A 13285-nucleotide genomic window follows, 5' to 3' on the forward strand; every position below is an offset into this window, starting at 1 on the left:
GGGAAGGGGGGCTTCAAAGCCTTTCGACCTTTCGGGGAAAAGTTTGGAAAGGGATTTTTAGTAGTATACTTTAAGACTTTTCAAACATCCTCTTAGAAAAGTCAATAATTTGAGCCGAACCTCTGATTATTTTGTACTCAACTGATATCTTTTCTTTAATAGGTGGGTATTATAAGCTTACTCTGCTAACAATATCTTCATAAATTTGCCTTAAAATAAAATACATTTACCGCAATTCTACTGTGAAATTACGCTCTTATTCTTTATATAATTGGATTAAATAATTATCAAAAAATCAGTGTTTAGTGGAGAAAATGAATAAGTCATAAATGATATAACTTTCATAAATTATCTTTTGTTGTAGTTACTTAATTTGGCAATTAGTAAAACCAGATGAAGTATTTACATAAATATAGTTTCATATTTTGCCTGAAAAATTAATTTCTAGGCAAAATTACCAATTTTAATAAAAAATCAAAAATCCACTAGAAACCACTTGACAGGGAAGCAGCTATGTCTCGAAAACGTCAGCGAGTCAAGGCAATTAAAAAAACCTTCAGACAAATTAGCAAGCAGTTTTTATCTGCAATTAACAAGCAAATCATTTGGCTAGTGCGGAATATTTCTGGCACTCAAAGAAGACGCAGTTCGGTGAATGCTGGCTTTATTTTACCAACAGTGGCGATGGTAATTTTGGTCGTCGTGCTGTTAACAACTGCAATTTTGTTTCGGTCTTTTGAGCGCTCTAAAAACGCTAGTAATGTCCGTGTGAATGAGGCTGTGCTTAACGCTGCTACCCCAGCAATTGATCGTGCTAGAGCAAAATTAGACAAGCTATTTGATGACCGCCGACTGCCACGAGCCACACCTTCAGATACAGTTTTAGAGAGTACCTTAAGTAGTACTGCTAATTTGCCTGAATATACTTTTGGAGACGAAACTCCACTAAATATCAATTATGGCACTGAAACACCACTACCAACTGCATGGATGTTCCCTGTTGATACAAATAATAATGGGAAATTTGACACCTATACTCTTTATGGAATTTACTTCCGAACTCCGCCCATAACTGCTGGCATATACAGCCGCGCTAGAAATCCTCTAGAGGCCAGAACACCGCCCATGACCTCTGGTAGTGTAAGCAACGGTTGTGAAGATACTCTAGGAACAAGTGCTAGTTTGGTGGGGAATACGGGCTGGGTTAATATTGCTAGTAAGCTGAAAAAAAGCTTTTTTGTTTACACTGCTAATGTTCCCATTACTAACCCACCAGCGACTGGAAGTGATGCAGGTAAATACGAAGCTTTCCAAGGGAATAAAGGCTTTTCAAGTTTAGAATATCAACAAGACCGTGTACAACTAGCGCTAGTTAACAATGCGGTGGTTTATGACGATGATATAGAACTTACCCCTGGTCCCACATTTAACCTAAATGGAAGGATTTTAACTAATAGTAACTTCCTGACCGGTAGTAATTCTCAAATTGTTACACTTTATCAGGTTAGTAGTAAAAATTCCTGTTTTTATGATGATGACAATGCCAAAATTGTTGTTGGTGGCAATTTATCAGGAGGTGCTTTCACGGCTGAAGGTGATTACAACAACACTACTGGAGTGCATTTATTCCAAGGGCAAGGAGTTGATCCTAATCAAAGTCTTGGTGTTAAAGAGAACAAATCAGTAACGGAAGCACCGAAGAATATTGCCTACAATAGTCTAGCTTATGAAAAGCGCATTAATCTCTTGAAAGATGGGCAGATTGATAACGCTGCATCTACTGACCCACAAGAAGTCAAAGATGGCATTGCAAAGCAATTAACAGTATTAAATCTAACTACGTCCACTGCCTCCACAGAGCAACAAGCTAGTATCCGTGATAACCAGCTAAGACTTTATTTTAAAAAACGTACACGGCGTGTACCTTATGGTGAAATTCCCTTTGGTGGAAATGCAGAAGGGACTTATCTTAAAACTACGGTGCTACAAGGAAGTGGTGATTCACTGCGTCCACCAGACACTTGGGTTTATCCCTTTGATGCTACTGATGGTCAAACTAAAACTAATTATTCCAATTTAACACTTAACGTTAGTAATTCTAAGCTGTTACCTAGTGCTACAGAAACAACTAAGCAGCAAAAACTAGGTAAAGAACAATACGTTGGCGATCGCATTTTGCTTGGTAATAACCTACCTGCATTGTGGTGGAACGGAACGACATTTATTGGTTCAGATAGCACAGATACCCAAAATATTACAACTATTAACTGGGATGACGGAACTGGAACTCGCAATCGTCGCAGTCGTGTACAGCAACTAGCTGATTTAGGAACTGTTGACCGAGATGGAGATTGGGAATCAACAGCTTCTAAAGTACCAACTACTCCTCAAGATCCTGTAGGCGGCTTACGGGTAGTGACTGGTGCAGGGATTTATTTGCCCAGTAATTTGATTGTTAGTAGTCCCAGCTTCACCGCAGCTACAACCCGAATTTGGTCAGATATGATGCCAGTTCCTTCGGGAACAGCTACCGTTGGAGCAAGCGCTGATCTTAGAGGTATAATAGGCGGTTTTGACTACAACGCAACAATCCAAGTATCAACTCAACCATATTTACGGATGCGGGCTACAGCAGTGTATCACTACCAAGCTAGTGGCTACAGTGCGACAAATCCTGCACCCATTGCTTGTATAAGTAGTTACTATGACCCCACTAATAGCACTACAGCTAAGAACCTTGTAGGTCTTCCATACAATGTGGGTGGCAACTCCCACAATGGTATTGTCTATGCAGCTCCAACAAAGGCTGTTTCTGACTATTCAGCTTTACTAGATTACCAAGCTAGTTTAAAGTATCCCAATGGGCGGTTGGTAAATAAAGTACTGAGCAAGGCTCTGTCAAAAATAGCTTCTTCTAAGACACTGTTACTCTCAGAGCAGTCTGCCATTGATACTGCTATTTGTGCCATCCAAATATTAGACGGTACTATCGGCAGTCCAGATATTAGCGTTATCCCTCACGGTGCAATTTACGAAACTGCTTTTTTAGATGCAAGGCAGATTAAGGCAATTCATAAAGATGTAGATGCAAGTGGTAACATCACCCCAGGTGTACAAACATTCACCAACGCTGATGGTGTAGGAGATGGCACTGGAACTGTAGCAAACCCGTCTACAGACTATGAACTCGCCAAAGAAACCCGCCAACCTCTGGAAATTCGCGCCACTGTATTAGACATTAGTAAGTTACGGACAACAACTTATCGCACTACAACACCACAAGAATACTTAATTCCCAATAGCGGTATTATTTACGCTACTCGTGATGATGCACTTTTGGATTTGAGTGCTGCTTCTGGCATTACAGGAGCAGACACGGATACACAAAAACAGAACAAAGAAGATACTCAAAAATCAAGTAGCCCGGTAGACTTCAAACTTGACCCAACTCGCCGTCCCAACGCCATCATGTTAATCAATGGCAACCCAATCTGGCGTGTTCAGAGTTTCAGAGATGCAGAAAAAGGCTTGATTTTAGCTTCTAACTTGCCTGTATATATTAAAGGCGACTTTAATAAACATACCCAAGAAGAGTTTAATACAGCTCTAACTAGTGATTTGAGCAATTTTTACTCTCGCACGGCATCAGACCGTAATAAAAACTTTGCTTGTCGTACTGGTGATGCTAGACTACCAAACTGTACCACTGGAGACGAATGGCGACCTGCCAGCGTGTTGTCAGATGCGATCACACTTCTTTCTAATAACTTCACGTGGGGCTACCGCAATGATGGAGACTATGACCTGAATAATAACTTGGGGGATACTAGTTCCATTATCGGTGATACTGTTGCTACTCCCGTTATTCACGGATTTAAGAAAAATGGGTTTGATACCAACAATACTAATGTCATCAATGCTGCTTGGTATGGTACTGACGGCTTGCCCAAAGACCTTGATACTACAGCTAGTGGTACTCAAGGTAGTTCTTACTTAAATAACTTTGTTACACCCATCCAGCGAAGGAGAAATGCCCCAGAGTATTTAATGGAGGTTTGCCCGAAACTACCTGTTTCAGCTTGCAATCCGGGTACTGATTGGTACGTAACAGTACCCGCTGATGGTGGTCTAAGAGCCTCTGATGCTACTGGAAATTTTCTTATTGCTACCCATAAAGCAGGTACAACAGCAATATTACCGACTGATTCTAAATATCTTGCCTATCCTCGACGTGTTGCCTTTCTCCGTAATGCAGCTGGAGTACTCACAGTTGATAGTAATAAACCAACCATTATAGGTATCAAGGACGGCGCAATAACTCAATTCCCATTGAGTAGTTTTGATTCTACCAATAGGCCAGATTCCAAAGATAATGCTCTATGGTTCCAAACAACTACTCCTAATGACGATACTAAACCGCCAAAGGTTACTCTAGGCTCAGGTACAAGCGATCAACCAATTTTATCGCCAGTTTTACAAATTCAAGTGGCTTTCGGCACTGATGAAAGTGCATCACCAACATCAACTAGCAGAATAGGTCCTAGCAATACACAGGATAGTAACTGGATGCAACAAGCAACATCTACTACCTTCAACCTAGCAGCAGCAGGCGGAGACACCCCAGCTCGTCCTACAGAAGATAATGGTGGTTTACACAACTTTGTCCGTTTCCTGGAAAATTGGAACCCAACTAGTGACTTAAACGCAGCTATTCCAGCTATAATTAACGGTTCTTTTATCCAAAGAACTCGTAGTGTCTATGCTACTGCACCATTTGTAGCATACTTAAATGGCTCATCTCTGGCAGCATATCCGATCGCTAATTCTAATGGTCAAGTACCTTTTTACCTGGCTCCCAAACGGAAGTGGGGTTATGATGTCGGTTTGCTGTCGCAATCACCAGACGCATTTTCACAAAAATTAGCGATAACGCCAGATGACAGACCCAATGAGTATTTCCGGGAAGTTGGTCGAGATGACGCATGGGTGCAAACGTTGTTGTGTGCCAAAAAAGCCTCAGATAACACTACTTATGCCGTCGATGCCGATCAACGTAGCTGTAGTTAATCTTTAATTTCTAGAAACGGTGAGTAACTATGATTAAGCCCAAACCACAGCAAGTAACTCAACCATCAGGTGAGTCTGGTTTTACGATCATTGAGTCACTGATAGCACTACTCGTAGTTGCTATTTTACTAACAGCGATCGCACCTGTAATCGTCTTGGCAACAGCAACGCGAGTTCAGTCTCGACGGGTGGAGCTTTCAACCCAAGCGGCAAAAACATTCATTGATGGTATCAGAACTGGAGCTATTACAGCGCCAAGTACAGTTATTACACTTGCTGCTCCTACATCAGCTGCGCCCAGACGCATTTCAGATGTAGCTGCTGTAGCAGCTACAGCAGCTACACCAGCTACACCAGCCGTAACAGGTAGACCACAAGACTATTTAATTAACACTACAAATATGGCTGCTCCCACATCAGCAACTGGTCTGTATTGTTTTAACAAAAATGGTCAGCTAAATCCGCCCGATTGTACTAGCGATTTATTTTATATTCAGGCTGGTCGAATTGTCCAAAGTACTGGGGTAAACGATGGCTATCGTCTGGGAATTAGGGTTTATCGAGCAGATGCTGACTTTCCCTTAACAGCCAGCACTGTTGATACTAAAAACACACAAACACCTTTCACTGGTGGATTAGGTAGCCGCAAAGCACCATTAATTGAAATGACAACCGACATCGGCAACAGTACCACTACATTTCAGGCTTTATGTCAACGACTGGGTACTGCAACAAATCAAACTTGCCAATAAAAAACTGGGCAAGTTCATATTATGCGAGCGATCGCTGTGCATCTATTAGCAAAGAGAATACCGCAGTATGATAAGGGCACTAAAATTTCTGCTCACTAAACAGCTGAACCGCTCCAAGCGCATTAAGCAAGTTGATGGTTTTACCCTAATTGAATTGTTGGTAGGCATGATCATGGCGTTCCTGATCATCACGCCGTTGCTAGGATTCATGATCAATATTCTGGACACTGATCGAAAGGAACAAGCCAAGGCAAATTCTGAGCAAGAAATTCAAGCTGCACTAGATTACATTGCCCGTGATTTACAACAGGCAATCTATATTTATGATGCTACTGGAATTGGTTGTCTAACCGGTACTGCTGATACTAATACTTGCCCAAACGCAAGTACGAATCAACTACCTAGCCCAACTGCAACAGATAGAGTTCCTGTGCTTGTCTTTTGGAAACGAGAATTAGTTAGTAAAGCAATTACAATTACAGGCACTCAAAAAGATGATACTTTTGTTTACTCATTAGTTGCCTACTATTTAATTAAAGACACTAGTACTACTTGGTCTAACGCTGCTCGTATCGCCCGATGGCAAATTAGGGATGGTGTAGCAGATCCCAGCAGTACAGCAACTTGTGGGAAGTATATAACCGGTCACTGTCCTGATCCAGGTTTTGCTTTATTTAAACTCGATGGAGCAGGCACGATAACACAAAAGATGAATGCTTGGACAAAAGCTACAGCAAGTTACACTGCCGATACTACAGTACTTGTTGACTTTATTGATCAAACCAAAAATGACGATGTGCCAGCAGCGCTACCAGTAACATGCCCCCCTAACCCCCCTAGTCCTGTCCTCCCTATATGGGCACAAGTACCACAAGAAATAACCAGCTTTAATACTCGCGCTACGGGTAAAATGACCAGTTTTTCTGCCTGTATTGATAAAGCTAATACAACAGCACAAGTATTTTTACGAGGTAATGCACTCGCACGCTTACAAAACGATAACCTTAATTATAAAGATAGCAGCAAAACTTATTTTCCAAATGCAAATATACGAGTACAGGGACGTGGATACTTATTTACTAAATAGATAAATGCTGAAGTTCAAAGGATTACTTAATGGCAGCCATTATGGAAAAGTTAAGTTTGAAGTTATTTAACCTAAACAGTAGAAATGAAACCAGTAAACACCAATATCTAATTAACAGGCTGCGCTATGCTTCTGGATACAACCAACAAGATGCTGGCTTTAGCTTGCTGGAATTACTCATAGTAATTCTGATGATCGGAATTTTAGCAGCGATCGCAGCTCCTGGTTGGGTTGCCTTTGTAAATCGACAGCAGGTAAATAAGGCTAATGACGCCGTTTTAGCCGCACTGCAAGAAGCACAACGCCAAGCTAAAAACAAAAAACTTAGCTATAGTGTCAGCTTCAAAGTTGAAGACAACCTTCCGAAGTTCCTTATTTATCAGGGTGCTGTTACACCGACTTCAGGTGTTGTGTGGAAGTCTTTAGGCGAGGATATGGCGTCTAATCCAGGGCAAGTTCTACTGTATACTAATATTTCTGCTTCTAATACAAAAAATACCACTGGTAACATAGTTGAGACTACACCAGGAATCGGCATTATTACTTTTGACTACATGGGTGTTTTGGCACATAAGTCTGACGGTAGTGATGCTAATACACCTTTAAAAGTGATGGTAGCTGCACCCAAAACAGGAACTACTGAAGCTGGTGCATTTAAACGCTGTGTCATTGTGGAAACTCTCCTTGGGGGAATGCGAACAGCGAAAGACACTGCGTGCAGCAATTAAATAATTTTTTTGGTAGCAAAACCTATAAAAAATTCCATATAAATACGGTACGGAAAACTGCACTTTGAGAGCAAAATTGTAATATCTAGTGCAGTTTTCTGATTTTAATACCTGAAAAATCGCCCTAATAAAATGTAACTTTTGTCAAATGACTGAAAACCTTGACTTTACTGTAGCTATCCCAACTTATAACGGTGAAAGTCGTTTGCCTGAACTACTAGAGCGACTAAAAAACCAACTTCACACCGAAAATTTATTTTGGGAAATTATAGTTGTAGACAATAACAGCACTGATAATACAGCTAAAGTTGTTCAAACCTATCAACAAAATTGGCAGTGTCCTTACCCTTTAAAGTATTGCTTTGAAGCGCGACAGGGAGCAGCTTATGCCCGAAAAAGGGCAGTGCAACAAGCTGAAGGTAGATTCATAGGTTTTCTAGATGATGACAACTACCCAGCATCAAATTGGGTATCCCAAGCTGTTGCTTTTGGTGAAAAGTATCCCAAGGCAGGAGCTTATGGCAGTCAAATTCACCCTGACTGGGAAGTAGAACCACCAGAAAACTTTCAGCGAATTGCTCCATTCTTGGCAATTACAGAGCGAGGTAATTTACCGCTATTATATGAAGCAGCCAAAAAATTACTACCTCCCTCTGCCGGACTTGTTGTCCGTAGACAAGCTTGGGCTAAAAGTGTACCAGAGAAGTCTATTTTAACTGGGAGAGTTAAAGGCAATATGCTTACCAGTGAAGACTTAGAAATGTTGTCTTACATCCAAAAATCAGGATGGGAGATTTGGTATAACCCAGAAATGGAAATTTCTCACAAAATCCCAACTTTTCGGTTACAAAAAGATTATTTGATTCCGTTTTTTAGAGGTATTGGACTTAGCCGTTATGTAACGAGAATGGTTAACATAAAACAGGTGTATAGACCAATTGCTCTTTTATCTTATATGATTAATGATCTGCGTAAAATAACTTTACACTTACTCAAATATCGAACTAAGCTAAAACATGATTTAGTAGTTGCTTGTGAAATGGAACTTTTTTTAAGTAGTTTCATGAGTCCTTTTTATCTTTGGAAAAATGGATATTTTAAAAAATAAATTATCAAAAAGTTAGGTATTATGACTAAATTAGTAGTTGAAAGTTTAGACATTAGCGTAGCCATTCCTACATATAATGGAGCAACCCGTTTACCTAGAATTTTGGATAAGCTATTAACCCAGACAGGAGTAGAAAAACTTAACTGGGAAATTATTATTGTGGATAACAATAGTTCTGATAATACATCTGAAATAATCCAGAATTACCAAAAAATATATGATGGAAACTGTCATTTCAGATATTTTTTAGAAACCGAACAGGGAGCCGCTTTTGCACGACTGCGGGCAGTACGTGAAGCTAGAGGGCAGCTAATTGCATTTCTAGATGATGATAACTTACCTGCACCTGATTGGTTATCGGAAGCATATACCTTTGGATTAGGGCATCCTCAAGCAGGTGCTTGGAGTGGACAGATTCATGGAGATTTTGAAGTAAAGCCGCCAGAAAATTTTGAAAGAATTCAAGCTTTTTTAGCTATCAGAGAACATGGCTCAAATCCACATTTATTTGATGCTGATAATTTAAGACTTCCTCCTGGGGCGGCGCTTGTTGTTCGGAAAAAAGTATGGTGTGAAAATGTACCACAACGGCCTAATTTAAGCGGGAAGTTGCCTGGTATTTTGGTGCAGGGTGATGACTATGAACCATTGCTTTACATACATTATGCAGGTTGGCAAATTTGGTATAACCCTACCATGCATACTTATCATCAAATACCACATTGGCGACTTGAGAAAGATTACCTCTTAACTCTGGCACGCGGCTGTGGCTTGTGTATTTTCCAGTTACGCTTGATAAATACTAAAAATTGGCAAAAACCAATAGTGTTTGTGAAAACTATTTTAGGAAATTTACGCCGAGCATTACAGCACTTCATTCAGTATAGAGGGCAATTGAAAAATAATCTAATTGCACTTTTTGAGGTGGAGTTTTACTTGGCTAGTATGATAAGTCCTCTTTACTACTTAAAATGTAATTTAGGCAGAGCATTAAAAAATAAATTAGCTCTATAAAATGATGAGAACCAGCAAAAATTTACCAAAAATTTCTGTAATCATCCCCGCTTATAATAGTGAAAAGACTATTAAGCACACAATTCAGTCTGCTTTAAATCAAACTTTTACTAACTTTGAATTAATTATAATAAATGATGGTTCACAAGACTCAACTTTAGAAGTTGTGACACAAATCCAAGACTCACGAATAAAAGTGTTTTCATATTCCAATGCTGGCGGAAACGTCAGCCGTAACCGAGGGCTAGACCATGCAGTTGGAGAATTTGTTAGTTTTTTAGATGCAGATGATCTTTGGACACCTGATAAACTTCAGTGTCAGTTAAAAGCTCTGCAAGAAAATGTTACTACGAAAGTTGCTTACAGTTGGACTGATTATATTAATGCAAATGGTAAATTCTTACTTTTAGGCAAGCGCATTAATGTTAATGGAAATGTTTATGAAAATTTGTTAATAAATAACTTTTTAGAGAATGGTTCCAATCCCTTAATTTGTAGAAAAGCTTTAATTACATTAGGTGGCTTTGACGAATCTCTAAGTGCAGCTCAAGATTGGGATATGTGGCTGCGATTAGCCTCTAAATTTGATTTTATATGTGTACCATCTGTACAAATCTTATATCGCATAAGTTATAATTCAGTTTCTTCCAATCTTGTCAGGCAGGAAAAAGCCTGCTTACAATTGCTTGAGAGAGCGTACAAGGTAAGACCATCTCTACGAGACGCTACGCGAACGACACTTAAGCATAGTTGGAATATAAGCCTAGCAAATTTATATAAATACTTGACCTGCAAAGCCCTACAAGAGCCGTTTAATCAACAAAAAGCTATAGCTGCTGCTAGATTTCTGTGGAAGTATTTTATTAACGACCCTTCAAGACTTCAGAATATAAATTTCACCTTAAAATTGTTATTGAAAATTATCATAATTTTTATCTTACCCACCTTACTCTACAGTATTACTAATCGACGCGAAGTAAGAAGCCAAGAAACTGAAACATTGCTCAACATCTGGGTAGCTAAAAACCGACCAGAAAACAAAAATGGATACCTAGATGCATTTACGATCTCTAGTTAACGCAAAAAATCTCTTGAATAAGCACTATAACAGTGGTTTTACCTTACCAGAGATGTTAGTAGTTATTGTATTAATTGGTATATTAGCTACGCTGGAAATACCCAACTGGCTAGCTTTTGTGGACACTCAAAGCCTCAACACTGCCCAAAACAAAGTTCACCTTGCTATGCACCAAGCCCAAAGGCAAGCTACCAAGGAAAAATTGACTTGGCAAGCCAGCTTTCGTGAACAAAACAGTATCGTTCAATGGGCGGTTCATCCTGCTACAGTAAACCCATCTGCTGCTAACTGGAATAACCTAGATTCCAATGTGCACTTAGATGATCAGGAAACAACCCTACCACAATCAAATGGCATCAAGCAAATCCAATTTGATTACAGAGGTAATGTCAGTAAGCCACCGCTAGGACAGATAACATTATCCAGTAAGCATGGTGGTAAAGTTAAGCGTTGTGTGATTGTTTCTACGATTTTAGGAGGAAAGCGAATGGGCAAAGATCATGCTACAGCTAAAGACAACAAGTATTGCTATTAAGATATTTTTAGTTTATTCAAATAAATATTGCGTGCTGAACTTTCCAGCAAACCCAAAAAAGCACCTGATTATTTTCACCCGTTATCCAGAATCAGGTAAGACAAAAATCTGATTGATACCTGCTTTGGCATATATTAGTGCTGCCAATCTTCAACGCCAGATGACTGAATATACAATATTTCAGGTTATAAGAATTGCAAAAAGCCATTGCCATATCTGTGGAAGTGCGATTTGCAGGTGGCGATTCGCAACTCATGCAGGACTGGCTGGAGTTAGATTTGGTTTACCAGTTTCAAGGTGAAGGGGATCGACAGTTTGCGGATGGCGCGATCGCTTAGAAATGCTTTTGTATTTGAAGCAGAAAAAGTAATTATCATCGGCACAGATTGTCCTGGAGTGAATGCCCAGATTCTAGCAACAGTGTTTGAGAAGTTACACACCTTTGACGTCATACTTAGTCCTGCGATTAATGATGGATATTACTTAATTGGTTTGCGCCAACCCATCCCGGAGTTATTCGTTAACATCGAGTGGGGAACTGCTCAAGTATTCCAGAAAACTGTGGACATTGCCCAGAAACTCAATTTATCACATGTGAACTTGTCGCTTTTAGCTGATGTTGACCGATCTGAGGATCTGCCGATTTGGGAACAAGCCCTTGCAGGGGAGATGAGGGTGATGAGGAAGATAAGGTAATAAATGAGTCGAACTTTAGAACTGAATGGGACTTACTTAAGCAAAAGTTGCTGCCTAGATTCCCGACTTCTTCAAGAAGTAGGGGATCTAAATCTAGCTTCAGTGAGATTCTACTCCCCAGTCCCGCATTAACTTCGTATCTTAAAACACCAGGGATTTCCTGAAGACACAGTACATAACAAATGTTACTCTGGCCTAGTTGAAAACCAAGAAGCAGATAGCCTTGACCAGTATTGAATCTGCTTTGTATTTCTACACAATAGTCACAGTCATGGGCACAATATTTAAGTAGCTTGAAATATGAAAATCAATCGTATTCACCACAAGTTTGAAGAATTATGGTTAACCGTCTTGCTTCCGTGAGCACTGCTCTCACAGTTAAAGTAGTTGGAATAATCTGCATTTTGTCCTTTTTCGTTGACTTTTTGATTCTATTGTTACCTTTTCAACCTACTGATCGGGTATGGCAAATCAACTTGGCAACAGCGCTAGTTGATCGCGGAATTGTTCCTTTAGTAGGTTTGGGGCTTCTGTTTGCTGCCTATTGGATTGATAGTGCTGATACCACAAGCGATCGCCCCCAAGGTATCGATTTAAGATTTCCCGCCCTGATCCTATCAAGTATTTTGGGGTTGATGTTCTTGCTGATTTTTCCCCTGCACCTCAATAACGTCAATCAAGCTAAGACTCAAACAATCAGCCGCATCGCCCAAGAAGCAGATCAGGCAGAAAATCAACTGAACAATCGGTTATCGCAATTGCAAGCACAACTGAATACTGACCAAGGAAAAGCTCAACTAGAGCAACTCCGAAACCAAACCAAAGCTCAATTTAGTGAAATTCTCAAAGATGAGCAAAAATATAAGCAAGCACTTGAAAGCCCTCAAATTCCCGCAAATATAAAAGAGTTACTCAAGAAGGCTAAAACAGATCCCCAAGTACTTGACAAAGCTATCGAACAACAAACAGATCTTCAGACGCTGCGAAATCAACAATTGAGCCAAGTTCGCCAGCGCAGAGACGAAACAGAGCAACAAGCTAAAGATGCTGCTTGGAAGTCTGGACTGCGGATTGGGATTAGCAGTTTGCTGTTGTCCATTGGTTACATTATCATCGGCTGGACAGGCTTAAGAGGTAGAGGTGCTTTACAAGGTGCTAAACCTAGAGCTACCGCCCGCTAATCCACTATCAGTATGGCAGTAGGATCTATCCAATAATTG

The 13285-nt window shown here is 40.0% G+C and carries 9 protein-coding genes and 1 pseudogene; all 10 read left to right on the top strand.

Features of this window, described 5'->3' with window-relative positions:
• The first annotated feature begins 513 nt into the window (after positions 1 to 513).
• The gene (hpsA, locus tag Q0541_RS13675) at positions 514 to 5067 is read left to right on the top strand and encodes a hormogonium polysaccharide biosynthesis protein HpsA (protein ID WP_298911129.1); all 4554 of its coding nucleotides are present in this window, start codon (positions 514 to 516) and stop codon (positions 5065 to 5067) included.
• A 29-nt stretch (positions 5068 to 5096) separates the two neighbouring features.
• Positions 5097 to 5819, top strand: a complete 723-nt coding sequence (gene hpsB, locus Q0541_RS13680) for a hormogonium polysaccharide secretion pseudopilin HpsB (protein ID WP_298911130.1) — start codon at positions 5097 to 5099, stop codon at positions 5817 to 5819.
• A 67-nt stretch (positions 5820 to 5886) separates the two neighbouring features.
• A complete protein-coding gene (gene hpsC, locus Q0541_RS13685) occupies positions 5887 to 6906 on the top strand; it encodes a hormogonium polysaccharide secretion pseudopilin HpsC (RefSeq protein WP_298911131.1) in 1020 nt (339 codons plus the stop codon).
• Between the two features lie 29 nt (positions 6907 to 6935).
• Positions 6936 to 7634, top strand: a complete 699-nt coding sequence (locus Q0541_RS13690) for a Tfp pilus assembly protein FimT/FimU (RefSeq protein WP_298911132.1) — start codon at positions 6936 to 6938, stop codon at positions 7632 to 7634.
• A 148-nt stretch (positions 7635 to 7782) separates the two neighbouring features.
• Positions 7783 to 8742, top strand: coding sequence for a hormogonium polysaccharide biosynthesis glycosyltransferase HpsE (hpsE, locus tag Q0541_RS13695; protein ID WP_298911135.1), 960 nt, complete (start codon positions 7783 to 7785; stop codon positions 8740 to 8742).
• Positions 8743 to 8763: 21 nt separating this feature from the next.
• Positions 8764 to 9756 (top strand): hormogonium polysaccharide biosynthesis glycosyltransferase HpsE, encoded by a 993-nt coding sequence (hpsE, locus tag Q0541_RS13700; protein WP_298911137.1) that lies wholly within the window; start codon positions 8764 to 8766, stop codon positions 9754 to 9756.
• Position 9757: 1 nt separating this feature from the next.
• Positions 9758 to 10834 carry a glycosyltransferase gene (locus Q0541_RS13705; RefSeq protein WP_298911138.1) on the top strand — a complete coding sequence of 359 codons (1077 nt, stop codon included), beginning with the start codon at positions 9758 to 9760 and terminating at the stop codon, positions 10832 to 10834.
• A complete protein-coding gene (locus Q0541_RS13710) occupies positions 10812 to 11369 on the top strand; it encodes a type II secretion system protein (RefSeq protein WP_298911139.1) in 558 nt (185 codons plus the stop codon). Before Q0541_RS13705 ends, Q0541_RS13710 begins: the two co-directional genes overlap by 23 nt.
• A gap of 31 nt (positions 11370 to 11400) precedes the next feature.
• Positions 11401 to 12065, top strand: a pseudogene (locus tag Q0541_RS13715) (TIGR04282 family arsenosugar biosynthesis glycosyltransferase).
• A 338-nt stretch (positions 12066 to 12403) separates the two neighbouring features.
• Positions 12404 to 13246: an HpsJ family protein gene (locus tag Q0541_RS13720; RefSeq protein ID WP_298911142.1), complete on the top strand. Its 843-nt coding sequence runs from the start codon at positions 12404 to 12406 to the stop codon at positions 13244 to 13246.
• Positions 13247 to 13285 lie beyond the last annotated feature (39 nt).

Source organism: uncultured Nostoc sp., assembly GCF_937863485.1.
Lineage (GTDB): Bacteria > Cyanobacteriota > Cyanobacteriia > Cyanobacteriales > Nostocaceae > Nostoc.

What these genes read in the sequence shown, in the direction of transcription:
- hpsA (WP_298911129.1), top strand. Translation starts at nt 514, where the DNA reads ATGTCTCGAAAACGTCAGCGAGTCAAGGCAATTAAAAAAACCTTCAGA.
- hpsB (WP_298911130.1), top strand. Translation starts at nt 5,097, where the DNA reads ATGATTAAGCCCAAACCACAGCAAGTAACTCAACCATCAGGTGAGTCT.
- hpsC (WP_298911131.1), top strand. Translation starts at nt 5,887, where the DNA reads ATGATAAGGGCACTAAAATTTCTGCTCACTAAACAGCTGAACCGCTCC.
- Q0541_RS13690 (WP_298911132.1), top strand. Translation starts at nt 6,936, where the DNA reads ATGGCAGCCATTATGGAAAAGTTAAGTTTGAAGTTATTTAACCTAAAC.
- hpsE (WP_298911135.1), top strand. Translation starts at nt 7,783, where the DNA reads ATGACTGAAAACCTTGACTTTACTGTAGCTATCCCAACTTATAACGGT.
- hpsE (WP_298911137.1), top strand. Translation starts at nt 8,764, where the DNA reads ATGACTAAATTAGTAGTTGAAAGTTTAGACATTAGCGTAGCCATTCCT.
- Q0541_RS13705 (WP_298911138.1), top strand. Translation starts at nt 9,758, where the DNA reads ATGATGAGAACCAGCAAAAATTTACCAAAAATTTCTGTAATCATCCCC.
- Q0541_RS13710 (WP_298911139.1), top strand. Translation starts at nt 10,812, where the DNA reads ATGCATTTACGATCTCTAGTTAACGCAAAAAATCTCTTGAATAAGCAC.
- Q0541_RS13720 (WP_298911142.1), top strand. Translation starts at nt 12,404, where the DNA reads ATGGTTAACCGTCTTGCTTCCGTGAGCACTGCTCTCACAGTTAAAGTA.